This is a genomic window from Streptomyces sp. NPDC042201, from assembly GCF_055582185.1.
Map to the genome: position 1 here is coordinate 584,142 of NZ_JBVJDS010000002.1, position 24,408 is coordinate 608,549.

Genomic DNA, 24,408 nt, shown 5'->3' on the forward strand with positions numbered 1-24,408 from the left:
GCTCTCAAGCTAACCTCATCGGTCCCGCACGCTTCGCATAGCCTCCTGGCCATGACTGCAGACGTATGGCTCCCGATTCCGGCCGAGGAGATCGAAGGGCTTCCCCAAGGTCTCGACTACCACTTCTGGGACGGTGCCCAGGACTTCCCCGCCGACCCGGCCGACTGCGCCTTTTATGTCGTCCCGTACATGAAGGGCAATGAGATCGCGGTCCGGCCGCTCTCCGCGATGGCGTCGGTACGCGTCGTACAGACCCTCTCGGCGGGCACCGATCATGTGGCTTCCGGACTCGGCGCGCTGCCCGCCGGCGTCCGCCTCTGCAACGCCAAGGGCGTCCACGAGGCCAGCACCGCCGAACTCACCCTGGCCCTGATCCTCGCCTCCCTGCGGGGAATACCCGGCTTCGTCCAGGGCCAGGAGCGGGAGGAGTGGCGGTCCGGCTTCTATCCGGCGCTCGCCGACAAGTCCGTACTGATCGTCGGATACGGCTCGATCGGCGCCGCCATCGAGGACCGGCTCGCGCCCTTCGAGTGCGCGCGGGTGGCGCGCGTCGCGCGCTCCGCACGCACCACGGAGCGCGGCCGGGTCCACGCGCTCACGGATCTCCCCGCCCTGCTGCCCGAGGCCGATGTGGTGATCCTGTCGACTCCGCTCACGGACCGGACAAAGGGCCTGGCGGGAGCCGATTTCCTGGCCCGGATGAAGGATGGCGCGCTGCTCGTGAATGTCGCGCGCGGCGCCGTCGTCGACACCCAGGCGCTTCTCGCAGAGGTGGAAGGCGGAAGGATCAAGGCCGCTCTGGATGTCACCGATCCGGAACCGCTTCCGGCCGGCCATCCCCTCTGGCATGCTCCGGGTGTCCTCATCAGCCCCCACGTCGGCGGCTCCACCTCGGCCTTCCTGCCGCGCGCCAAGCGGCTGCTGGCCGGACAGCTCACCCGGTTCGCCGCCGGGGAGGAGTTGCGGAACGTCGTACTCACCACCACGGAAGCGACCGGAGGAGCGACCGGATGAGCCTTTGCGCGAGCGCCGCATAACCACGCTCCGCAGCCGTCCGACCGCCTCTGCCGCCGTCAACACCCTTGTCCGTCACGGAGAGTAGAGGAACTATGTCCCTGAGTGACGAGTCTGGTGTATCGTCCCGATCTGGGGGCTGCGTCGCGCCTGGCGCGGCGTGGGGGAGCGATCAGAATCCGAGGGGGCGACGGGTGATGTACGGCCAGTGGACCAACGATCCGACGCGGCAGGGAGACCGACGGTGGCTTCCGTACGCCCCGGCACACCGGCCGGACCCTTCGGCGGTGACGGCGACGCTCTCCAGGGTGCTCCGATGAGCGCCGAGGGCGTGCTCCTCAGCCGGCGACCGGCGGTCGGCGGCGGTACGGGGCTGATCGCCCAGCTCCTCCTGGCCCTGATCTGCGGTGGCTACGCGGCCGGAGCGGCGCTCGGCTGGGGTTCGGAGAAACTGGCCCTGATCATGGGCGACTTCGGGCTGAGTCTCGCCGCCCTCATCGCCGCCGTCTCCTGTTTCTGCTACACGCGCGGCAGCGGCAGCCGCTTCCGGCCCGCCTGGCTGCTGTTCTCGTTCTCCTCCGCGATGGCCTCCGGAGGGAACGCCGTCTGGGGCTGGTACGAGGTCGTGCTCGACCAGCCCGTGCCCAGCCCCTCCCTCGCCGATCTCTTCTTCCTGTGCTTCGCACCGCCCGCCATTGTGGGCCTGCTCGTCCTCGCCAAACGCCCGGTCAGCAGAGCCGGCTGGCTCTGCCTCGCGCTCGACTCCTGGCTGATCGGCGGCTCGCTGCTCACCCTGTCCTGGAGCCTCGCCCTCGCGCGCACCGCGCAGTTCCAGGGCGAGAGTGTCACCCAGGCCGCGCTCTCCCTCGCCTATCCGCTGCTCGACATCGTGCTCGTCAGCATGGTGCTCGCGCTGCACTTCCGGCGGGCCACGGGCAGCCGCTCCGCGGTGAACACCGCCATCGCCGCGCTCGCCCTGACGGTGCTGTGCGACGCCCTGTTCACCTCGCCCCTGCTGCGGGAGAGCTACCGCTCGGGACAGCTGCTGGACGCCGGCTGGTTCGCCGGATCGCTGCTCCTCGCCTACGCGCCCTGGGGCGTGCGACGCGCGACCGAGAGCGTTCCGTGCCCCCGCCCGGCCCCCCGCGTCAGCCGCCCGATCGCCGGCTCGCTCGCCGCGCTCACCCCGTACCTCGCCGCCGCCGTCTGCACGCTGGGGATTCTCTACAACGTCATCGAGGGCCGCCGGGTCGACCGGGTGGTGGTCCTCACCGGCTGTACGGTCGTGCTCGCCCTGGTCGTACGGCAGGGCATCATGCTCGTCGACAACATCGCGCTCACCCATGAACTGGCCCAGAAGGAGAACCACTTCCGCTCCCTGGTGCAGGGGTCGAGCGATGTCATCATGATCGCCGAGCCCTCCGGAGTGCTGCGCTACGTCAGCCCCGCCGCGGCGGGCGTCTACGGGCGCGAGGCCGAGGATCTCGTCGGCGCCGAACTCGCCTCGATCATCCACGCGGAGGATCTCGGCCGGGTCATCCACGAAGTGCGGCGCTTTCTGGCCGCTCCGCCTTCGGAGGAGCCCACGACCCGGATCGAATGCCGCTTCAAGTCCGGATCCGGCGGCTGGCTCAATGTGGAGTCCACCGTCAACCGCCACCAGGGCGGGCTGATCTTCAACAGCCGCGATGTCACCGAACGGGTCCGCCTCCAGGCGCAGTTGCAGCACAACGCCGAGCACGACCCGCTCACCGACCTGCCCAACCGCGCGCTGTTCACCGAGCGCGTCCGCCAGGCACTCTCCGGCCGCCGCACCACCGACCCCGGCACGGCCGTGCTCTTCATCGACCTCGACGGCTTCAAGGGCGTCAACGACCGGCTCGGCCATCAGGTCGGGGACGAGCTGCTGATCCAGGCCGGCCACCGGCTCCAGGACTCGGTGCGGGCCGGTGACACCGCGGCCCGGCTCGGCGGCGACGAATTCGCGGCCATCGTCCTCGGCGACGGCTGCCCCGACCGGACATCGCGCGAGCATCAGGTCCAGGAGATCGCCGACCGGCTGCGCCTCAAGCTCTCCCAGCCGTACCGGATCGACGGCAACGATGTCAGGGTCGCCGCCTCCATCGGCGTCGCCTTCGCCGAGCTCGGCATAACCCCCAGCGATCTCATGCGCAACGCCGACCTGGCCATGTACCGCGCCAAGGCGGCCGGCAAGAACCGCGTCGAGCTGTACGCGCCCCAGATGCAGGCCGAAGTCGTCCGCAGGACCGAGCTGGCCGCCCGGCGGCGCACCGCCGTGCACGACAGCGACTTCGCCCTGCTCCACCAGCCGATGGTGCATCTCACCACCGGCCGGGTGTCCGGGGTCGCCGCCCAGGCCCGCTGGCGGTCCGCCCAGGGCATCCTGTTCACCCCCGCCGAGTTCCTGCGCGTCGCCGACGACAGTGACCGCACCTGGGAGCTCAGCCGCCGGCTCCTCGAAGAGGCCGTCGAGCAGGCCGCGGAGCGCGCCAGGCTCGGCCATCCCGTGCCCGTCGCGGTACGGCTCCCGGCCCGCAAGCTGCTCGACAGATCCCTGCCGCTCGGGTCCATCGAGGCCCTGCTGATCCGCCACGGGCTGCCCTCCGGAGCCCTGATGATCGAGCTGGCCGACAGCGACCCACGGGGCTCCCTGGACGAGCTGGAGCACCGTCTCGTCGCACTGCGCCGGCTCGGCGTACGGATCGCGCTCGACGGCTTCGGCAGCGGCTACGCGGCCATCCACGCGCTGCGCCGCCTCCCCGTCGACGTACTGAAACTGGACCGCGGTCTGGTGGAGGGCGTCGTGGAGTCCGCCCGGCTGCACAAGATCACCGCCGGGCTGCTGCGGATCGCCTGCGATCTGGGCCTGCAGTCCGTGGCCGACGGGGTGGACGGCCCCGAGCAGGTGCTCGCCCTGCGCGCCATGGGATGCACCCACGGCCAGGGGATGGCCTTCTCCGGGCCGCTCGACGAGCACCGGCTGCGCCGCGCCCTGGCGCGCGGTGTGTACCCCCTGCCGGGCGAGGCCGTCCTGCCCGTCCTCAGCGGCGGCGCGCTGCCCGTACGGCACCCCCTGCCGCCGGTCGCCGACCGGATTCCCCATCCCCCGATCCGCTCAAATAATGAGACGCCCGTCCCACCCACTTGACAGCCATAGCGCGCCGGAGGGAGGGTCAATGCCATGCGCACCCGAATTCTCGTACTTGGACAGCGCGTCGGCTGAAGCAGAGTCCCGTACCGGCTCTGTAGACCGCACCGACGCGCTCCCCTCGCTTGCCTCACGGCACGAGGGGTTTTTTTGTTGCACCAGAACACCCCAAACCCTCGCAAAAACCTCAGCTTCGAGAAGAGAATGCCGATGACCGAGCAGGCCACCGGGGCCCACCATCCGCAGCCGCGGGCCCGTAACGGCGGACCGTCCTCCGCCACTGTTGAGCACGTCACGGGCGCGCAGTCCCTCATCCGGTCTCTCGAGGAAGTGGGGGCCGACACGGTATTCGGCATCCCCGGCGGCGCCATCCTCCCCGCCTACGACCCGATGATGGATTCCGTCCGGGTCCGGCACGTCCTCGTCCGCCACGAGCAGGGCGCCGGCCACGCGGCCACCGGCTACGCCCAGGCCACCGGCAAGGTCGGCGTCTGCATGGCCACCTCGGGCCCCGGCGCCACCAACCTGGTCACCCCGATCGCCGACGCGCACATGGACTCCGTGCCGCTGGTCGCGATCACCGGCCAGGTGGCGAGCAAGGCCATCGGTACGGACGCCTTCCAGGAGGCGGACATCTGCGGCATCACGATGCCGATCACCAAGCACAACTTCCTGGTCACCAAGGCCGAGGACATCCCGCGGACCATCGCGGAGGCGTTCCACATCGCCTCCACCGGACGCCCCGGCCCCGTTCTCGTCGACATCGCCAAGGACGCCCTCCAGGCGCGGACGACCTTCAGCTGGCCGCCCACCCAGGACCTGCCCGGCTACCGCCCGGTGACCAAGCCGCACGCCAAGCAGATCCGCGAGGCCGCCAAGCTGATCACCCACGCCAAGCGGCCGGTGCTGTACGTCGGCGGCGGCGTCATCAAGGCCGGCGCCACCGCCGAGCTGAAGGTCCTCGCGGAGCTGACCGGGGCCCCCGTCACCACCACCCTGATGGCGCTGGGCTCGTTCCCCGACAGTCACCCCCTGCACGTGGGAATGCCGGGCATGCACGGCGCGGTCACCGCCGTCACCGCGCTGCAGAAGGCCGACCTGATCGTCGCCCTCGGAGCCCGGTTCGACGACCGTGTCACCGGCAAGCTGGACAGCTTCGCGCCGTACGCCAAGGTCGTCCACGCCGATATCGACCCGGCCGAGATCGGCAAGAACCGTGCCGCGGACGTGCCGATCGTGGGCGACGCCCGCGAGGTCCTCGCCGATCTGGTCCAGGCCGTCCAGGCCGAGCACACCGAGGGCAACGTCGGTGACTACAGCGCCTGGTGGCGGGACCTCAACCGCTGGCGCGAGACGTACCCCCTCGGCTACACGCAGCCCGAGGACGGCAGCCTCTCGCCGCAGCAGGTCATCCAGCGCATCGGCCAGCTGGCGCCGGAAGGCACCATCTTCGCCGCGGGCGTCGGCCAGCACCAGATGTGGGCCGCGCACTTCATCAACTACGAGAAGCCGGCCACCTGGCTGAACTCCGGCGGCGCCGGGACCATGGGATACGCCGTTCCGGCCGCGATGGGCGCGAAGGCCGGGCGGCCCGACCGTACGGTCTGGGCCATCGACGGCGACGGCTGCTTCCAGATGACCAATCAGGAACTGGCCACCTGCGCGGTCAACAACATCCCCATCAAGGTCGGGATCATCAACAACGGCGCGCTCGGGATGGTCCGCCAGTGGCAGACGCTCTTCTACAACGAGCGCTACTCCAACACCGTCCTGCACTCCGGCAAGGACGCGGACGGTGACGTCTGCCGCGGCACCCGTATCCCGGACTTCGTGAAGCTGGCCGAGGCCATGGGCTGTGTCGCCATGCGCTGCGAGTCCCCGGACGAGCTGGACGCGGTGATCGCCAAGGCCAACGCCATCAACGACCGCCCCGTCGTGGTCGACTTCATCGTCCACGAGGACGCCCAGGTGTGGCCGATGGTCGCCGCCGGCACCTCCAACGACGAGGTCATGGCCGCCCTGGGCGTCCGCCCCGACTTCGGCGACAACGAAGACGACTGAGCCGAGCGCCCGAGAGTCCCAGAGAAGAGACCGAGAGAGACCGACACATGTCCAAGCACACGCTCTCCGTCCTGGTGGAGAACACCCCCGGCATCCTCGCCCGGATCGCCGCCCTGTTCTCCCGCCGTGGCTTCAACATCGACTCGCTCGCCGTCGGTGTCACCGAACACCCCGACATCTCCCGCATCACCATCGTGGTCAATGTCGAGGAACTGCCCCTGGAGCAGGTGACGAAGCAGCTCAACAAGCTGGTGAACGTCCTGAAGATCGTCGAACTCGAGCCGGGCGCTGCGATCCAGCGCGAGCTCGTGCTGGTGAAGGTCCGCGCCGACAACGAGACCCGCTCCCAGATCGTCGAGATCGTCCAGCTGTTCCGGGCCAAGACCGTGGACGTCTCGCCCGAGGCCGTCACGATCGAGGCCACCGGATCGAGTGACAAGCTCGACGCGATGCTCAAGATGCTGGAGCAGTTCGGCATCAAGGAGCTCGTGCAGTCCGGGACGATCGCCATAGGGCGTGGCGCGCGGTCCATCACGGACCGCAGCCTGCGGGCCCTCGACCGCAGCGCGTAGCCCGCCCCCCGCCCCGTCCGGTTCGTATGCCGAGACCGGGAAACCGCCTTCACCGGTCCCGCCGTACGGTGGGACGCAAGCTGCGACATTTTTCAAAGCTGTGTTTATTTCAAGCAGCGCACACCAAGGAGAAGACCCAGTGGCCGAGCTGTTCTACGACGACGATGCCGACCTGTCCATCATCCAGAACCGCAAGGTCGCGGTCATCGGTTACGGCAGCCAGGGCCACGCCCACGCGCTGTCGCTCCGTGACTCGGGTGTCGACGTCCGGGTCGGTCTGCACGAGGGCTCCAAGTCCAAGGCCAAGGCCGAGGAGCAGGGCCTGCGCGTGGTGACGCCGGCGGAGGCCGCCGCCGAGGCCGACGTCATCATGATCCTGGTGCCGGACCCGATCCAGGGCCAGGTCTACGAGGAATCCATCAAGGACAACCTGAAGGACGGCGACGCGCTGTTCTTCGGTCACGGCCTCAACATCCGCTACGGCTTCATCAAGCCGCCGGCCCATGTCGACGTCGCGATGGTCGCCCCCAAGGGCCCCGGCCACCTGGTCCGCCGCCAGTACGAGGAAGGCCGCGGCGTCCCGTGTATCGCCGCCGTCGAGCAGAACCCCACCGGCAAGGCCTTCGAGCTGGCTCTCTCGTACGCGAAGGGCATCGGCGGCACCCGCGCCGGCGTCATCAAGACGACCTTCACCGAGGAGACCGAGACCGACCTGTTCGGTGAGCAGGCCGTGCTCTGCGGCGGCACCGCCGCGCTGGTCAAGGCGGGCTTCGAGACCCTGACCGAGGCCGGCTACCAGCCGGAGATCGCGTACTTCGAGTGCCTCCACGAGCTGAAGCTGATCGTGGACCTCATGTACGAGGGCGGCCTGGAGAAGATGCGCTGGTCGATCTCCGAGACCGCGGAGTGGGGCGACTACGTCAGCGGCCCGCGCATCATCACCGACCAGACCAAGGTCGAGATGAAGAAGATCCTCGGCGAGATCCAGGACGGTACGTTCGCCAAGAACTGGATGGACGAGTACCACGGCGGTCTGAAGAAGTACAACGAGTACAAGAAGGCCGACAGCGAGCACCTGCTGGAGACCACGGGCCGTGAGCTGCGCAAGCTCATGAGCTGGGTCGACAACGACGACGCGTAACACCGCGGGCGTACGGGCCCGGCCAGGACCGGCCGGGCCCGTACGCGGCAGACGCGGACGCGTCCCCGCACGTATGGGTGATCTTGTCGCTCGGGCGGAAAACCCGCCGGTGACGGCACTACACTTCTCAACACATACGCGTCGGGCCCACAGCGTCGTGCGTCTTCCACGCGGCTAGGGCCTGTCGGCCGATCTTCGTGGATCAGCCCGCGGCGTCTGGTGCGGTACATCGCAAGGCGGAGGATCGTCCTCGTACTGGACGTACGTGGACGACTCCGACAACGCAGCGAGGTGCCGTGCCAGGCGTCGCGGGCCCACGAAGATCGACCGGACAGGGCCTAACACCCTCCACCGCATGCGGCCGTCGGGACGGCCGTCCGCAATGGGACTTGTGAGGACTCACGTGAGCTCGAAACCTGTCGTACTCATCGCTGAAGAGCTTTCGCCCGCCACCGTCGACGCGCTCGGTCCGGACTTCGAGATCCGGCACTGCAACGGCGCCGACCGCGCGGAGCTGCTGCCGGCCATCGCCGAGGTGGACGCGATTCTCGTCCGCTCCGCGACGAAGGTCGATGCCGAGGCGGTCGCTGCGGCGAAGAAGCTGAAGGTCGTCGCCCGCGCAGGGGTCGGCCTCGACAATGTCGATGTCTCCGCCGCCACCAAGGCCGGCGTAATGGTCGTCAACGCGCCGACCTCCAACATCGTGACCGCCGCCGAGCTGGCCTGCGGCCTGCTGGTCGCCACCGCGCGCAATATCCCCCAGGCCAACACCGCCCTGAAGAACGGCGAGTGGAAGCGCTCCAAGTACACCGGCGTCGAGCTGAGCGAGAAGACGCTGGGCGTCGTCGGTCTCGGCCGGATCGGTGTGCTGGTCGCTCAGCGCATGTCCGCCTTCGGTATGAAGATCGTGGCGTACGACCCCTATGTGCAGCCGGCCCGCGCCGCCCAGATGGGCGTCAAGCTGCTGACGCTCGACGAGCTGCTCGAGGTGTCGGACTTCATCACCGTGCACCTGCCCAAGACCCCCGAGACACTGGGTCTGATCGGCGACGACGCGCTGCACAAGGTCAAGCCGTCCGTGCGGATCGTCAACGCCGCGCGCGGCGGGATCGTCGACGAGGAGGCGCTCGCCTCCGCCCTCAAGGAGGGCCGCGTCGCCGGCGCCGGTCTGGACGTGTACGCGAAGGAGCCCTGCACGGACTCCCCGCTGTTCCAGTTCGACCAGGTCGTCTGCACCCCGCACCTCGGCGCCTCCACCGACGAGGCGCAGGAGAAGGCGGGCATCGCGGTCGCCAGGTCCGTACGTCTCGCGCTCGCCGGTGAGCTCGTACCGGACGCGGTCAACGTCCAGGGCGGGGTCATCGCCGAGGACGTGCGTCCGGGTCTGCCGCTCGCCGAGAAGCTCGGCCGGATCTTCACCGCGCTCGCGGGCGAGGTCGCGGCCCGCCTCGATGTCGAGGTGTACGGCGAGATCACCCAGCACGATGTGAAGGTGCTCGAACTGTCCGCGCTCAAGGGCGTGTTCGAGGATGTCGTCGCCGAGACCGTGTCGTACGTCAACGCCCCGCTGTTCGCGCAGGAGCGCGGCGTCGAGGTCCGTCTCACCACCTCCAGCGAGTCTCCGAACCACCGCAACGTGGTCACGGTGCGCGGCACGCTGTCCAGCGGTGAGGAGGTCTCGGTCTCCGGCACGCTGGCGGGTCCGAAGCATCTCCAGAAGATCGTCGCCATCGGCGAGTACGACATCGATCTGGCGCTGGCCGACCACATGGTCGTGCTGCGGTACGACGACCGTCCCGGTGTGGTCGGCACGGTCGGCCAGATCCTCGGTGAGGCCGGGCTGAACATCGCGGGGATGCAGGTCTCGCGGGCGGAGGAGGGCGGCGAGGCGCTGGTCGTGCTCACCGTCGACGACACCGTGCCGCCGGCCGTGCTCACCGAGATCGCCGAGGAGATCGGCGCGACCTCGGCCCGCTCGGTGAACCTGACCGACTGACGCGGCCGCTCGATCGTGGGACGGTCCGAGCCCGCTGAAGCAACGCCTGCATGACTGAAGGGCCCGGCATCCGCCGGGCCCTTCAGTCATGAGAGGGAGGCGGCTCAGCTGCCTCCCATCACCGACCCTGTGGCCGCCGTCATGATGATCACGGTCAGCGCCGCCTCCGCCGCCACGACGACCTGGCGTACGGCCGGCGCCGCCCACTGTCCCCGCGCGATGGCCTCCATGCGCGACTCGACCGCCCGCGCGTCGGCCCCGGGGAAGACGAGGCGGCGCAGCTTCGCCCCGTGGAGCAGGGCCACCAGACCGGCCGTGCGCTCGTCCGGGGTGTCCCCCCGCAGGACGACCGCCTCCAGCCGCTGCCGCAGCGCCGCCTCCGCGGAACCGTCCGCCTCCGGATAGCGGCGTACGGGGAAGAGCCCGAGGACCTTCTTGGTCTCTTCGCGGATCAGCCCCTTGGCGAGCAGGCCCTCACTCGCCCCGGACACCGCGTCCTTCTTCAGGTAGTACATCCAGTCCTTGACCTTGCGGGGTTTGTCCCGCGCGACGATGTCGGCGAGCGCGGCATCGAGGCCGGGCGCTCCGACGGGCGCCGGATCGAGCACGGCGACCAGCTCGTCCCGCACTTCGATCCGGCCGACCAGCGCCAGCTCCACCAGGGACGCGGCGGCAATCGCTGAGGAGACTCTCGCCGACTCCTTCTCGGCCCCCGACTCGTCGTCCAACGACAGCAGCAGCAGTTCTTCGCCCAGAGTGGTTTCCATCCTCATCCCCTCTCCGGGAGCCGTGCGGCTAAACACGCGATCAGTGCGCCGGGGCGGCCGGCGGGTTCGCTGTCCGGCGCGCGTGCGGTGCCAGCGAGGGCGGCGTACGGACACCGAACTCCCGGCGCAGCGCGGACAGCGCGGCGAGATGGCCGGACATGCCGTGCACGCTGGGTCCTGGCGGGGTGGAGGCCGAGCACAGGTAGACCCGGGGCAGCGGTGTGCGGTACGGATCCAGGCGGGGGGTAGGGCGCAGGAGGGACTGCGAGAGCGTCATGGCGCCGCTGCTGATGTCCCCGCCGACGTAGTTGGGGTTGTACGCCTCGTACTGCGTCGCGCTGATGCCGCGTTCCGCGATCACCGTGTCGGTGAAGCCGGGCGCGTAGCGTTCGATGCGGGCGCGCACCGTCGCCACCGGGTCTCTCGTGTCGCCGTTCGGGACATGGGCGTACGCCCATACCGGCCGCTTGCCGGGCCGCGCGCGCTCCGGGTCGGCCACCGTGGGGTCGACCAGCAGTACGAAGGGTTCGTCGGAGGCGATGCCCTTCGCGGTCAGTGATTCCTGGCGGAACATCTCCGCCTGTGTGCCGCCGAGATGGACGGTGCCGGCCTTGCCGACACCGGGATGGGCCCACGGGATCGGGTCCGAGACCAGGAAGTCGACCTTGGCCGCCGCCGGGCCGTAGCGGAACGCGGCCAGCCGGCGTGCGTAGCGGTCGGACAGCCGGGAGCCCGCGATCCGCGCGAACCCGTCCGGGCTGGTGTCGAGGAGCACCACCTTCGCGTCGGCGAGCTCCCGCAGGTCGACGATCTCCCGGTCCGTGTGGAGGACGCCACCGTGGGCGGTGATGTCGGCAGCCATCGCCTCGGCGATCCGGACGCTGCCGCCACGGGGGAGGGGCCATCCGGTGCCATGGGCGAGGTGGCCGAGGAGCAGGGCCACCACCCCGGACGCGAGGCTGGGCAGCTTGCCGACGGCGTGGGCCGCGACGCCGGTCAGCAGGGAGTTGGCCTCCTCGGTGGCGAACCGCCCGCGGGCGAGCGCCGTTCCATGGGCGAGCGTCCGGCCGGCCAGCAGCAACGGGGCCACGAGGTCCTTCGGAATGCCGCGCTGCCCGGACAGGATCAGATCCACGACGCCCTCGCTGTGCTCCAGCAGCGGCCGCATCAGCCGCCGCCACCGCTCGCCGTCGGGGCCGAGGAGACCGCAGGTGGTGTCGAGATCGCGGTGGGCCAGCCCGGCGCGGCCGTCGTCCAGCGGGTGCGCGTAACTGACCTCGGGATGAAGCAGCTCCACGCCGCGCGAGGACAGGTCGAACTCACGGAAGAAACGGGACGCCGCGGCCATCGGGTGCACGGCCGAGCAGATGTCGTGCACCACCTCGTCGTCGAAGAGAGGCTTGCTGCGCAGGCCGCCGCCGAGCTGGCCGGCCGCCTCGTAGAGCTCGACACGCAGCCCGGCACGGGCCATGGTCACCCCGGCGGCCAGCCCGTTGGGCCCCGTGCCCACGATCGCGACGTCGACCCGGCTCATCGGGCGTCTCCCGGCCCCACCAGCACCGGGTGCTCCTCGGACGCGGTGGCCGGCCCGCGTTCGCCCTTCAACTGCTCCGCCGCGAGCCGGCGGTACAGCTCGTCCTCCGCCGCCAGCTCCTCGTGCGTTCCGGTCGCGCGTACCGCTCCGCCTTCGAGGACGATGATGTGGTCCGCGTCGACGACGGTGGAGATGCGGTGCGCTATCGCGACCACGGCGCACTGCCGGGAGACTCCGGCGATGGTCCGGCGGAACGCCGCCTCGGCCTCGGCGTCGAGGTTCGACGTCGCTTCGTCGAGGAGGACCAGCCGCGGTCGCTGGAGCAGGGTGCGGGCGATGGCCAGGCGTTGCCGCTGGCCCCCGGAGAGTCCCGCGCCCCGCTCGCCGAGCGGTGTGTCGAGTCCTTCCGGCAGCTCCGCGATCACCTCGGTGAGGTTGGCCAGATCGATGGCGTGGGCGATCTCGGCCTCGTCGGCGGTGGGATTGGCGTAGCTGAGGTTCTCGCGGATCGTGCCCCGCAGCAGCGCGCTCTCCTGCTCGACGTAGCCGACGATGTCGCGGATCTCGCCGAGCGGCATCTCACGGACGTCCGTGCCCGACAGGCGTACGGTGCCCGCGTCCGGGTGGTAGAAGCGTTCGATGAGCTGGAACGCCGTCGTCTTGCCCGACCCGGACGGCCCCACGATCGCGGTGAGTCCGCGCGACGGGACACTGAAGGAGACATCCCGGAGCACCGGGGCCGCGCCGTAGCCGAAGGTGATGGAGTCGAACTCCACGGCGGGAGCGGTACGCGCGGGGGTCTTCGCCGCCGCGCCGCCCGGCACACCGTCGGGCTCCTCCTGCTCCAGCCTGGCGAGTTCGTCGATGCGCTGGATGGCGGCGCGGCCCTGCTGGAACTGGCCGATGGAGACGAACAGCATCACCAGCGGTGACACGAGGTAGAAGAGGTACATCACGAACGCGGTGAGGTCCGCGATGGGGATGTCACCGGTGGCCGCCCGCGCCATGCCCCAGCCCATGACCACGGTCAACGAGACCTGGGTACCGACGTTCATGGCGGGGGTGAGCATGGCGCCCAGGGCGCTCACGCGTACCCCCGACCGGCGTGCCTCTCCCGCCAGGGCGGCGATGTGGTCGGTCTCGCGCTGCTCGGCGCGCGACGCCTTGACCGTCGTCAACGCGCCCAGGACGCGCTGCAGTCCGGACCCGAAGGCACCGGTGTCCTCCCGGTTCCTGACCGCGGCGATCCGGACCTGACGGGCCAGGACCAGCGACACCGCGCTCGCCGACCCGAGACAGGCCAGGGTCAGCAGCAGGAGCCAGATGTCGATCCACGCCATCAGGGCGATCCCGCCGGCCACCATGAAGCCCGCGACCGCCATCTGCGCCAGCGACTGGGACAGCGCGATCCTGGCGAGCGAGGTGTCGGTGACCATGCGCGTGAACACATCGCCGTGCTCCAGCCGGGAGAACGCCTTCATGTCGGCGCGCAGCAGACGTCCCGTCAGGCTCCGGCGGACGTCGAGGACGATGTCCTCACCGGTCCTGCCGATCAGAAAGGCCTGCGCCGCGGAGAGTCCCGCGTCGGCGCAGAACAGCGCGGTCACCCCGAGGACGGGCCACAGCAGGGACGTGTGCGCCCCGGCCGCCTTGATCACTTCGCCGATCACCATGGGCTGGCCCAGGGACGCGGCCGCACCCAGCACCCCCAGCACGATGCTGATGGTGATCATGCGGCGATGGCGCCGGGCGATGGCCCAGACACTCATGCGGCACGCTCGTAGACCGAGACGAACATCGCCGATTCGTCGCTGTAGGGGGTGTCGCTCCAGTCGGCGTGGATGCTCACGCGGCGCAGGCCGGCCTCGGCCGCGTACGCGTCGACCTCTTCGGGCGAGGTGAGCCGGCTGAGCTCCGTACCGACCCGTGAGGTGCCGGCCTCGAACCAGATGTGCGAGCACTGCCACAGGTTCTGTTCGGGGACCAGGGTCGAGTGCGTCTGGAGGCCGGTGCCCGGCTCGGGGTAGGGGATGAAGTACGTCATCCGGCGCTGCCCCTCGTGGAAGGCCAGCACCCCGGACCTGTTGTGTGTCTCCACCACGAGCACCCCGCCCGGCGCGACCCGCTCGGCCGCGCGGCTGATGGCCCGCTGCTGGTCCGCCGGGTCGAGCACCATGGACAGGGTGGCGCACACGCAGTACACCAGCCCGTACCGCTGGTCATCGGTGTAGTCGCGGATGTCCCCGTGCACGCCCTCCACATCGGCGGTCGTGACGGCGGCGTCCTTCGCGAGCCCCGCGAGCATCTCGGGCGAGGAGTCCACGCCCACGACGCGCCCGACCTCCTGGGAGAGCGGGACGGCGATACGTCCGGTCCCCACGCCCAGCTCCAGCGTGCCGAGTCCGCCCCCGGGGTGCAGGGACGCCAGTTTCTTGGCCGTCAGTGCGGCGAGGCTGTCCTTGGGGAACAGCCGGTCGTACCACCCGTCGAACTGGCGTCCGTAGCCGATGTCTTCGATGCCACTCACAGCTGATTCTCCCCTCGCCGCACGGACGGGCCGGTCACTTCTTCATGCTCTGGTAGGCGATGAACGCGGCGATGCAGACACCGACGCCGATCACGATGTACACGGCTGAGTTCATGAAGGCTCCTGAGGGTGTGCGGAGACGGGCGTGGACTGCGGCCGGCTCGCGGCCGGCCGGCGCCGACGGGGAACGGCCTTGGCCGGATCCATCGGCGTGTACGGCGACACGAAGATCATCTCGGGTTCGCTGCTCGTGTCATATCCCGTGGCACGCGCCAGAGCGAACTGGAATCCCTTCACGCCGACTGTTTCTTCCTCCTGGATCAGGGTCCGCAGGTGCGCGGTGATGACCCGGTAGGCGGGGGTACGCACGATCGCGGTGAATCCCTTGTCGAGGATCCCCAGCATCTCGCTGCAGATGTCGAAGACAGCCTTCTCCGGCCGCCTGCTGGGAAACCACATGATCTGCCGGAACCGCCGGCCGGCGATCACATCGACCGCCTTCCACGCGGATGTCTCACCCTTCACATTCAGCGTGCGGTAGAAGAAGTGGTAGTCGTGGACGGCCGGATTCGGGGCGAAGAAGCGCCAGTTCGGCAGGAACGAGAACGTGTCCTTGAGCTGGAGCCGGTTGAACGTCGGGTTGGGGTGCTGGGAGGCGAGGGTGGCGACGAGCATCGCGGCGCCCGCGATCCGCGCCGGGGCCCCCGGGCCGGTGAACGCCTCCTTCATGAGCTGCTTCACTGTCCTGTCTCCTCCATCGCGCGCTGCACGGATTCGGTGGTGAGCTCGGTGCCGTCGAGGAACGCCAGGATGCGACGGCCGACCTCGGTGGCGAACCGGGCACTCGTCAGCAGCGAGTCATGGTCGGCGTCCTCCATGACCACGGTCTCGACGTGCCGTCCCGCACCGCGGTGGGCCTCGGCGAGCTCGTTGTGCATCAGCAGCTGCTCGGGATCCCGGTCGATGGTCTGCTGCGCGGAAATCACCAGGGCGTGCGCGTCCACGGAACCGAGATCGCCGTCGAAGGCGCGGAAGTCGGCGTCCACGGCGGCCCATTCACGGCGGCCGGCCTCCCAGAGGCGGGCGTCGGTGTACTGGGCGAGCACCTGCCGGCGGCAGGTGGCGGGCAGCGCCTCCAGCCAGTCCGGCCGGGCCATGAGGATCCCCATGCCGGACTTGAGCGACCGGACCAGCATGTTCAGTCCGTCGTTGAGCCGCTCCGCCGCCTCGCTCTGCTGCTTCGACCGGATCAGCTCGCCGGGGTGGGAGGAGTCGAGGTAGACGATGCCGTGCAGCCGGTCCCCGAGGGCGGCAGCCGCCCGGCGGGCCAGTTCACCGCCGAGCGAATGCCCGACGAGTACGACCTTGCGGTCCTCGGGGACGGCCCCCTCGATCAGATCGACCAGGTCGTCGACCGACTCGGCCAAGTCGTAGGCGGAGGTGCTCCGGTACCTGCTGCCGGCGTATCCGGCGCGGGAGTACGTGAGCACTCCGTACGCGCTCTCCTGCGCGATCTTCTCCGTGATCCACGAGAAGTGCTCCGCCGTGGAGACCATGCCGGCCGCGAACACCAGGACCGGCAGGTCCGGGTCGTCGCCGCTGGTGATCTCGTACTGGAGCTCGTTGTCATGACGGGTGGTCAGCATGCGCGACAGCGGCCAGCCCTCAAGGGTGCGCATACGCCGCTGTACGGCGACGACGCCGGCCACCGAGGCCGCGCCGGCCAGCAGCGCGGCGCCGACGGTCAGCAGCCGGTCGTCGCGGTCCGCGACGACCGGGTGCGACTTGGGGGCGGAGGTGTAGGCGACCATGGGGTGCATCGAGGTGAACGCGGTGACGAACCGTCCCAGCCCCATCAGGAGGCCGTTCGCCACATGGAAGGATCCGGCGGCCGCGATCACGGGCCGGGCGAGCTTGCCGCCCGCCAGGTAGGCGACCGGGAACAGGCACTCCAGCGCGAGCACACTGTGCGTCAGATACCTCGACGCCCGCGGGTACTTCTTCGTCAGCTTGTAGGTGGGCTCGTGGCCGTAGGTCTTGGTGCGCATCACCCCGCTCAGCGCGGTGGCGTCCTTCCAGGACTCACCCAGCAGCTTGACCCAGCCCGAGATGATGTACGAGACGTTGGCCTGCATCGCCACGTACCACATCAGGGCGTCCTGCGTCTGGGGAGACGTGGAGACGCGCGCCAGGCCGGTGGCCGTCTGCACCAGCACCGACACCTGGTCGGACCCGTCGGTGCCGTACCGGTGGCGGGGGTACAGGGCAGCGGAACTGACCCCGAGGAAGAGGCTTCCGGCGCCGCGCCAGCGGCTGTTGCCCGGCAGCAGCATCCCCGCGCTCACCGCCACCCGGGCCACGTGGAGCGCCGTGGTGGTCTTCTCGCCGCTGATCAGATCCAGCAGTTTCCGGGTGGCGGGGGTCGACCTGACCTGGACGTCGCGGGACACCGACCAGTCGTTGAGACCGCCGGCCCGCGTCTGCTTGCGCTGGGTCAGGTACTCCAGTGAGGCCGTCAGCGTGGTGACGGCCGACAGCCGCTCAGAGGCGCCGATGGCCCGAGACCGAGTTATGGGGATCGGTCCGAAAATCGCGGATGCGATTCTTTTCGGCAGCTTCACAATGGCCTCCCAAGCTTCACAGTGGCCTCCCAGAACCGCACCGGAAAGTGGTGATTTCTTTTCGAGGCTGGGGTAGAAATACGGCTCCGCCGGGCCAGAACTCTCCTGTGGCCCGGCGGAGCTTCACGCATCGAGCAGCGGGCTTACGCGTAAGCCCCTGCCGACCTAGCCGCGACCGGCCTCAAAGGCGCCGACGACCGCGGAGGAAACCGCCACGCCGCCGAGGAAGGCGGCCGGGGTCGCGAGGACCGGGGTGGCACCCGGGAAAATCTGGCCCTCAGTGGCCGAGATCTCCGTCGCTGCCAGCGCGGCAGACTCATTCACCTGCGAAAGAACTTCACTCATTATTGCCCCGTTTCATACGGAGTAGGGTCGGCTCCGCCAAATACGGAGCCGTTCGGATAAAGCCGTCCACTTTTCCGGCGATGAAGCCGGCCACCGCCGGGATGTCTCCCGGAGGAAGTGGTTGAGTCGTGCTCCACGCGCGGTCCGGAAGGTCAACGGGTCGTGCGACCCGCCGCACGGCCGACCGCGAAGGCGGTGGGGGCCATGGACCGAGGTTGACATGACGTGGTCATGTCAAACACGGATCCGCTCCGTGCGCGTGCGTTTCGACTGATTCGGATTTAGCCTACGGCGCGACCGGCGGCGTACGCACCGGTGACGAGCGCGGCGCCGCCGACAAAGGCGAAGGCCGGGGTGGCGAGGACCGGAGAGGCGTCATCGACGATGGAGCCGGTGTTCTCCTCGGACAGGCCGCCGAGGCCCTCCAGCTGTGCATTGAACTTTTCCTCGAGCATTTTGCACTCCTCCCTGCAGAAATATGTCGTGGAATACACGTCGGGCGGCCACAAAAAGGACCGAACGCTCATCCTTCCGCATACCTGTATCGTGCTTCTCAGATATGCCGTGCTCGCCGTCCGGCAGATAAAAGCACTCATCCGAGTAGCCGAGTATGACGTAGATCACACCGAAAGTGGAGTTAACAATTCCGCCGCCATGACATCCGTCAGTCGTGTCCTATGACGTTTGTCAATGGAGGTCATGGAAACCCTCAGCACGGGAGCCCCCGGTCTACGCCACTGACGTGTGGGTGAATTCACGTGCCTGTGTGACCGAGGTCACACTCCAGTGGTGGCGGTACGGCACCCGGCGGGGCGCCAGGGGGCTCCGGCGGCCTCTTGCCCCGCCCCCGGAGTGCGCCGCGCACGGTCGTCGCGGCCGCCAGGACCGGGCCGGCGCTCTCACCGTGAAGCGATGGTTCCGGTGAGAACCGGGCAGCTGAACAATCCTCACCACGGCGCCGGCCGGCGTGACACCAGAGAACGGGGCTCACAGAGATGGAACCGAACCGCACAGATCAACGGGACCACTGCGCGAGCGTGCAGCGTGTCACGCGCCGCACGCGATGGATTCTCTGTCTCATCCCATGGATCTTCCTTCTCTCGTTCGTCGAGCCGGTCACCAGCGGTCTGCGTCGCGGCTCGGTTCCCGCCGCCCTCATGGGGGTACTGGTGACCGCGTTCGTCGTGCAGACCGTGCTCGCCACCGCCGTCATGGCGTACAGCGTCGGCCACCGGAAGTGCCTCATCCGTACGAAGGCGACGATCGTCGTGCTGGCGGCCGTACAACTCGCCGCCCTCCCCGCCCTGCGCGAGCAGGGATGGCTGGCCGGGCAGCACAACGCGGCCTTCGTCTGCGCCCTGGTCATGGCGCCCCTGGCCGGCGCCCTCGCCACCACGAGTGTGCGTACCTACTCGATCGCCGCCGCGACCGCCTGCGTGCTCGCCCTCGCCGCCACCGCGGTATCGCACTCCGCTCCGGCCGGGGCCCTCATCACCACCGCCTCGACCTGGCTGCTCATCGGCCTCACCATGCGGTCCTCGGTCTGGTACCTGTCCATCCTGTGCCAGCTCGACGCCGCCCGCGAGGCCCAGGGACAGCTGGCGGTCGCCGAGGAACGTCTCCGGTTCGCCCGCGACCTGCACGACACCATGGGCCGCGATCTCGCCGTCATCGCGCTCAAGAGTGAACTCGCCGCCCGGCTGTGCGCGGCCGAGGATCCCCGCGCCGGCGACGAGATGACGCAGATACAGCTGCTCGCCCGGCAGCCGCAGAACGGGTTCCGCGAGGTCGTACGGGGGTACCGGGCCACCAACCTCGTGGGGGAACTGGCCGGCGCCCGCTCCGTACTCGAAGCCGCGGGGATCATCAGCACCATCGAGAACGAGACTCCCGCCGCCCTGACGGACGAGACCGAATCCGTGCTCGGCTGGGCCGTCCGTGAAGGCGTCACCAACATCCTGCGGCACTCGGAGGCCCGGCACTGCACCATCCGGCTGACCCAGCGCGACAGCGGACCGCGCCTCGTCATCACCAATGACCGGGCCCGCCCCTCGGACTCCGCGCCGGGCACCGGACTCACGGGGCTGTCACAGCGCTTGGCACCGGTCGGTGGAACGCTCCAACATGGCCCTGGACCGGAGAACTCCTACCGCCTTACGGTCCAGTTCTCGTCTCCCTCCGCGCAGAAAGCACACTCATGATCCGTGTCCTCCTCGCCGATGACGAACACCTCATACGTGGCGCGCTGGCGGCTCTGCTGACCCTGGAAGAGGACTTGGACATCGTGGCCCAGGCGTCCACCGGACCTGAGGCCTCGGCCATGGCCCGCAGGCACCGCCCGGACATCGCCATCCTCGATCTCCAGATGCCGGAGCGGGACGGGATCGCCGTCGCGTCCTCGCTGCGCGAGTCGCTGCCGTCCTGCAAAGCCCTGATCGTGACGAGCCACGGACTGCCCGGACATCTCAAGCGCGCGCTAGAGGCGGGGGTCAGGGGCTTTGTGCCCAAGACCGTCTCCGCGCAGGATCTCGCCCGCATCATCCGTACGGTCCACGCGGGCAGCCGCTACATCGATCCCATCCTCGCCGCCGACGCCATCAGCGCCGGTGACTCCCCCCTCACCTCGCGCGAGGCCGACCTGCTCGCCCTGGCGTCCGACGGCGCCTCCATCACCCAGATCGCGGAACGGGCCGTGCTGACCCCCGGCACGGTCCGCAACTACCTGTCGGCCGCGTCCACCAAACTCGGCGCCGACAACCGCCACGGAGCCGTCCACATCGCGCGCGAGCACGGCTGGATCTGAGAGCCTCTGGTTCCTGCGGAAACCTGCGAGGGAGGTCCGGGCCGGCTTCTCCCCGGCTACCAACGGTGGTGGATCTGCCTCCGGATGCGCCGGTCGTACAGGTCGCGCACGGCTTCCAGCGTCGCGCCCGGCAGCGGCGGCAGCGCCGCGGCCGCCGCATTCAGGCGGGCCTGCTCCCGGGTGCGGGCGCCCGGGATCACCGTGGTCACGCCCGGCTGCTGGATGATCCACCGCAGCGCGGTCTGCGCCGGGGTGGCGCCCTGGGGTGCCAGTTCCCCGAACTCCGCCGCCGCCTCGACGCCGGACTCGAAGTCGACGCCCGAGAAGGTCTCGCCGCGGTCGAAGACCTCGCCGTGCCGGTTGTAGGTACGGTGGTCGTCCTGCTGGAACACGGTGTCCTTGGTGTACTTGCCGGACAGCAGCCCGGACGCCAGCGGCACTCGGGCGATGATCCCCACTCCCGCCTCGGCGGCTGCCGGAAGCACCTCCTGCAGCGGCTTCAACCGGAAGGGGTTGAGGACGATCTGCACGCTCGCCGTACCCGGCCGGGCGATTGCCGTCAGCGCCTCCTCGCAGCTCCTCACGCTCACCGCGTACGCCGCGATCCGCTCCTCCGCGACCAGCGTGTCCAGCCCGTCGAACGCCTCGTCGGAGGAGTACACCGGCGTCGGCGGGCAGTGCAGCTGCACGAGGTCCAGCGTGTCCACGCCCAGGTTGGCCCGGGAACGGTCCGTCCAGGCGCGGAAGTTCTCCAGCGTGTAGTTGGCCGGCGACTGCGCCGACCGACGCCCCATCTTTGTCGCCACGAACACTCCGGCATCCGGACGTTCCCGCAGATAGCCGCCGATCAGTCGCTCGCTGCGGCCGTCGCCGTACTCATCCGCCGTGTCGAAGAATGTCACGCCCGCCGCGACCGCCGTGTCCAGCACGGCGAAGGCGTCCTCCTCGCGCACCCCGCCCCACCCCTCTCCCAGCTGCCACGTCCCGAGTCCGACAACGGACACCGTGCGGCCCGTCCTGCCCAATACGCGCTGCTCCATAGGGTGATCCTTTCGGGCAGAGGCGGAGGAGGGGTTCACACCGTCATCGGTGCCGCCGTAACCCCCATGACCAGCGAATAGAGCGTGTCGTTCGCCGTGATGAAGAGACGGTTCCTCTTCGGGCCGCCGAAGCGGATGTTGGAGACCGTGTTGGGCACCAGGATGCGGCCGAGCAGGGTGCCGTCCGGGGCGTAGCAGTGCACTCCGTCGTCCATGGCCGCGGCCCAGAGGTGGCCGGCGTCGTCGAAGCGGATGTTGTCGAAGCGACCGGCGCCCCCGGCCGTGATCTCCGCGAAGACCTTGCCCTCGGAGAGGGTGCCGTCCGCGCGCACCTCGAAGGCCCGGATCTGGTGGGCCCGGGTGTCGGAGACGTACAGCTCGCTCTCGTCAGCCGAGAAGACCAGGCCGTTGGGGGCGCCGAAGCCGTCGGCCACGAGCCGCACCTCGCCGGTGTCCGGTGCGATCCGGTAGACGTTGTTGGCGCCGATCTCGCTCTCGGCGCGGTGGCCCTCGTAGTCGCTGGTGATCCCGAAGTCCGGGTCCGAGAACCAGATCGAGCCGTCGGACTTCACGGCCCCGTCGTTCGGGCTGTTGAGCCGCTTGCCCCGGTAGCGGTCGGCGAGCACGGTGACCGAGCCGTCGTGCTCGGTGCGGGTGACCCGGCGGTTGCCCTGCTCACACGTGATCAGACGGCCCTCGCGGTCCAGGGTGTTGCCGTTGGAGTGGCCCGCGGGCGAGCGGAAGACGCTGACCGCGCCGGTCGTCTCATCCCAACGCAGCATCCGGTCGTTCGGGATGTCGCTCCAGATCAGCTGGCGCCAGGCCGGTATGTACAGCGGCCCCTCCGCCCAGCGGGAGCCCACGTGGAGCGTCTCCAGTTGTAGATCGCCCGCAGTGCACCTCTCCGTACGGAACCTGTCGTCGAGCACGTCGTACAGCGCGGGGCGGCCGGTGGCCATGTCCGTTCTCCTTCAGTCGTTCTGCGTGCTGAGTCCTGAACAACATCCTGCCGTCGATGAGTATTACAGGATGCCGTATGGTCAAGGCCCGTCATTGACGGATCTGGTGTGGAGGAGGGCGTCATGGATGCTGTGGACCGGAAGCTGCTGAAGCTGCTGCAGGAGGACGCCACGCAGGCGTACGCCGCCCTGGGCAGGGCCGTCGGGCTCTCCGCGGGCGCGGCCCACGAGCGGGTGCGCAAGCTGCGCGAGTCGGGGGTGATCCGCCGCACGGCGGCCGAGGTGGACCCCACCGCGGTCGGCGCCGGGGTGTTGGCCTTCGTCATGGTCGACTCGTCAGCCTGGATGGGCGACTCCGGCGAGCGCTTCGCCGCGATCCCCGAGATGCAGGAGGCCCACATCATCGCGGGCAGCGCATCGGTCCTGGTAAAGGTCAGGACCGGGACGACCGAGCAACTCCAGGACGTACTGCGGCGGTTGTACGAGATCGAGGGCGTCAGCGGCACCCGGGCGACGGTGGTCCTGGAGACATTCTTCGAGAGGCCGGTGTCGACGGGAGTCTGCTCATGATCACGCGGAATCGCTCACGGAACCGCGGAACCTTGAGCCGGTCAGAGCCGGGCCGCCTTCAGGGCCATGTGGAGCAGCAGACGGTCCTCGCCCTCGTCCAGGTCCAGGCCCGTCAGCTGTTCGATCCGGGAGAGCCGGTAGTAGAGCGTCTGGCGGTGGATGCCGAGAGCGGAGGCCGTGCGGCCCGCCTGGCCCGCGCAGTCGAGGAACACCTCGGCGGTGTGGGCCAGTTCGCGGTGGGTGGGGGTGAGGAGAGGGCGGACCGCGGGGTCGGGCCCGGCGGGGAGCGCCGTCAGCATGCGGTACGGGCCGATCGAGGGCCACTGCGCGACCGGGCCGAACCGGGGCTGGGCCACGGCCGCGCGCGCCGCCGAGACCGCCTCCTGCCAGGCCTCCGGAAGCTCGGCCAGACCGCGCCGCGGGGCCCCGGCCCCGGCGGCCGCCCCGGGGCCCGCGCCCTCGCGCAGCCGGGAGACGGCCTCGAGCGCGGGGGTGAGCGCGTCCGCAGAGCGGAGCCGTACGAGCAGGGCCAGGGCCTGCACGCCCTGCGCCGCCTGGCCGGCCGGGCCGCCCGGGCTTTCCGCCCCGTACGGCAGGGTGCACAGCGCGGCCGTTCCCGGCACCGCGCGTACCCCTGGTTCCTCGTCCCGCCACGGCGCGACGCACAGCACCATATGCGGACCGTCCGCGCTCGGCCCCAGCGCCGTGCGCAGCGCGGCCACCGCCATGTCCCGCTGCCAGCCGCGCTCCGCCGTGAGCACGGCCCGCAGCTCACGCGCCAGATCCGCGCCGGCCTTCACCTCCTCGGCGAGCAGGTCGCCGATCCGCGAGGTCACCTCCATGGCCGCCGCCAGCCGTGAACCGCTCGGCCCCGGGTCGGAGTCGTCGAGCAGCCAGACATATCCGAGCACCATGCCCCGGTGCCGTACGGGCAGACAGATGCGGCCGCGGAAGACGCCGGCGTCCGGGGCCACCGGGATACGGACCGGGCCGGTCGCCCGCGCGATGCCGAAGCCCTCGAACCACGCGCGCACCGCCGGGGTGGACTTCCTGGTCAGGATCGAGCGCGTCCTGACCGGGTCCATCGCCGTGTCGTCCTCGCTGTCGTGCGCGCCGAAGGCGATCAGCCCGAAATCCCGGTTCTCCAGCGTCGCGGGAACGCCGAGCAGCGCCGAGATCTCGTCGACCAGGTCCTGGTAATCGCCCTTCACCCGGACATTCTCGCACCGCTTTCAGACAGATGTCTGAGATCGGGGCCACGGATGCGTGACAGCTGTCGATGGCCGAGG

20 protein-coding genes are annotated in these 24,408 nt (G+C 69.8%); 9 read left to right on the forward strand and 11 right to left on the reverse strand.

Going from position 1 to position 24,408, the window contains the following annotated elements; genetic code table 11:
- Positions 1 to 51: 51 nt before the first annotated feature.
- The 6 genes from ACZ6MZ_RS06525 to serA all read left to right on the forward strand — a co-directional run bounded on the left by ACZ6MZ_RS06525 (position 52) and on the right by serA (position 9,953).
- Positions 52 to 1,014: a 2-hydroxyacid dehydrogenase gene (locus ACZ6MZ_RS06525; RefSeq protein WP_469350188.1), complete on the forward strand. Its 963-nt coding sequence runs from the start codon at positions 52 to 54 to the stop codon at positions 1,012 to 1,014.
- A gap of 316 nt (positions 1,015 to 1,330) precedes the next feature.
- Positions 1,331 to 4,183 (forward strand): putative bifunctional diguanylate cyclase/phosphodiesterase, encoded by a 2,853-nt coding sequence (locus ACZ6MZ_RS06530; protein ID WP_469350402.1) that lies wholly within the window; start codon positions 1,331 to 1,333, stop codon positions 4,181 to 4,183.
- Between the two features lie 204 nt (positions 4,184 to 4,387).
- A complete protein-coding gene (locus ACZ6MZ_RS06535) occupies positions 4,388 to 6,244 on the forward strand; it encodes an acetolactate synthase large subunit (RefSeq protein ID WP_389789600.1) in 1,857 nt (618 codons plus the stop codon).
- 47 nt (positions 6,245 to 6,291) lie between these two features.
- On the forward strand, positions 6,292 to 6,816 hold the full coding sequence (gene ilvN / locus ACZ6MZ_RS06540) for an acetolactate synthase small subunit (protein WP_384193720.1): 525 nt from the start codon (positions 6,292 to 6,294) through the stop codon (positions 6,814 to 6,816).
- A 139-nt stretch (positions 6,817 to 6,955) separates the two neighbouring features.
- Entirely contained in the window at positions 6,956 to 7,957 is a 1,002-nt protein-coding gene (gene ilvC / locus ACZ6MZ_RS06545) for a ketol-acid reductoisomerase (protein ID WP_386878257.1), read from the forward strand.
- Positions 7,958 to 8,360: 403 nt separating this feature from the next.
- Positions 8,361 to 9,953 (forward strand): phosphoglycerate dehydrogenase, encoded by a 1,593-nt coding sequence (gene serA, locus ACZ6MZ_RS06550; RefSeq protein WP_384191607.1) that lies wholly within the window; start codon positions 8,361 to 8,363, stop codon positions 9,951 to 9,953.
- Between the two features lie 104 nt (positions 9,954 to 10,057).
- Here the strand turns inward: serA and ACZ6MZ_RS06555 are convergent, their stop codons facing one another.
- The 8 genes from ACZ6MZ_RS06555 to ACZ6MZ_RS06590 all read right to left on the reverse strand — a co-directional run bounded on the left by ACZ6MZ_RS06555 (position 10,058) and on the right by ACZ6MZ_RS06590 (position 18,202).
- Positions 10,058 to 10,720, reverse strand: coding sequence for a GOLPH3/VPS74 family protein (locus tag ACZ6MZ_RS06555; RefSeq protein WP_469350193.1), 663 nt, complete (start codon positions 10,718 to 10,720; stop codon positions 10,058 to 10,060).
- A 40-nt stretch (positions 10,721 to 10,760) separates the two neighbouring features.
- On the reverse strand, positions 10,761 to 12,254 hold the full coding sequence (locus ACZ6MZ_RS06560) for a phytoene desaturase family protein (RefSeq protein WP_469350195.1): 1,494 nt from the start codon (positions 12,252 to 12,254) through the stop codon (positions 10,761 to 10,763).
- On the reverse strand, positions 12,251 to 14,023 hold the full coding sequence (locus ACZ6MZ_RS06565) for an ABC transporter ATP-binding protein (RefSeq protein ID WP_469350197.1): 1,773 nt from the start codon (positions 14,021 to 14,023) through the stop codon (positions 12,251 to 12,253). Before ACZ6MZ_RS06565 ends, ACZ6MZ_RS06560 begins: the two co-directional genes overlap by 4 nt.
- On the reverse strand, positions 14,020 to 14,781 hold the full coding sequence (locus tag ACZ6MZ_RS06570) for a class I SAM-dependent methyltransferase (RefSeq protein WP_384191596.1): 762 nt from the start codon (positions 14,779 to 14,781) through the stop codon (positions 14,020 to 14,022). The genes ACZ6MZ_RS06565 and ACZ6MZ_RS06570 overlap by 4 nt, the downstream gene beginning before the upstream one ends.
- 111 nt (positions 14,782 to 14,892) lie before the next feature.
- Entirely contained in the window at positions 14,893 to 15,522 is a 630-nt protein-coding gene (locus tag ACZ6MZ_RS06575) for a hypothetical protein (RefSeq protein WP_384191594.1), read from the reverse strand.
- On the reverse strand, positions 15,519 to 17,402 hold the full coding sequence (locus ACZ6MZ_RS06580; protein ID WP_469350199.1) for an alpha/beta fold hydrolase: 1,884 nt from the start codon (positions 17,400 to 17,402) through the stop codon (positions 15,519 to 15,521). The genes ACZ6MZ_RS06575 and ACZ6MZ_RS06580 overlap by 4 nt, the downstream gene beginning before the upstream one ends.
- Positions 17,403 to 17,567: 165 nt before the next feature.
- Entirely contained in the window at positions 17,568 to 17,747 is a 180-nt protein-coding gene (locus tag ACZ6MZ_RS06585) for a hypothetical protein (protein WP_384191589.1), read from the reverse strand.
- Between the two features lie 281 nt (positions 17,748 to 18,028).
- Complete coding sequence (locus ACZ6MZ_RS06590) at positions 18,029 to 18,202, reverse strand: hypothetical protein (RefSeq protein WP_384191586.1); 174 nt, start codon at positions 18,200 to 18,202, stop codon at positions 18,029 to 18,031.
- Positions 18,203 to 18,784: 582 nt separating this feature from the next.
- Here ACZ6MZ_RS06590 and ACZ6MZ_RS06595 point away from each other — a divergent pair.
- Both ACZ6MZ_RS06595 and ACZ6MZ_RS06600 read left to right on the forward strand, forming a co-directional pair.
- A complete protein-coding gene (locus ACZ6MZ_RS06595) occupies positions 18,785 to 19,948 on the forward strand; it encodes a sensor histidine kinase (protein WP_469350202.1) in 1,164 nt (387 codons plus the stop codon).
- Positions 19,945 to 20,550: a response regulator transcription factor gene (locus ACZ6MZ_RS06600; protein WP_384191583.1), complete on the forward strand. Its 606-nt coding sequence runs from the start codon at positions 19,945 to 19,947 to the stop codon at positions 20,548 to 20,550. Before ACZ6MZ_RS06595 ends, ACZ6MZ_RS06600 begins: the two co-directional genes overlap by 4 nt.
- 56 nt (positions 20,551 to 20,606) lie before the next feature.
- Here the strand turns inward: ACZ6MZ_RS06600 and ACZ6MZ_RS06605 are convergent, their stop codons facing one another.
- A complete protein-coding gene (locus ACZ6MZ_RS06605; RefSeq protein WP_469350204.1) occupies positions 20,607 to 21,590 on the reverse strand; it encodes an aldo/keto reductase in 984 nt (327 codons plus the stop codon).
- Between the two features lie 35 nt (positions 21,591 to 21,625).
- The gene (locus ACZ6MZ_RS06610; protein ID WP_469350205.1) at positions 21,626 to 22,549 is read right to left on the reverse strand and encodes an SMP-30/gluconolactonase/LRE family protein; all 924 of its coding nucleotides are present in this window, start codon (positions 22,547 to 22,549) and stop codon (positions 21,626 to 21,628) included.
- A 123-nt stretch (positions 22,550 to 22,672) separates the two neighbouring features.
- Here ACZ6MZ_RS06610 and ACZ6MZ_RS06615 point away from each other — a divergent pair, with 123 nt between their 5' ends.
- Positions 22,673 to 23,119 carry an Lrp/AsnC family transcriptional regulator gene (locus tag ACZ6MZ_RS06615; RefSeq protein ID WP_469350207.1) on the forward strand — a complete coding sequence of 149 codons (447 nt, stop codon included), beginning with the start codon at positions 22,673 to 22,675 and terminating at the stop codon, positions 23,117 to 23,119.
- A gap of 41 nt (positions 23,120 to 23,160) precedes the next feature.
- Here the strand turns inward: ACZ6MZ_RS06615 and ACZ6MZ_RS06620 are convergent, their stop codons facing one another.
- Complete coding sequence (locus ACZ6MZ_RS06620; protein WP_469350209.1) at positions 23,161 to 24,330, reverse strand: PucR family transcriptional regulator; 1,170 nt, start codon at positions 24,328 to 24,330, stop codon at positions 23,161 to 23,163.
- Positions 24,331 to 24,408 lie beyond the last annotated feature (78 nt).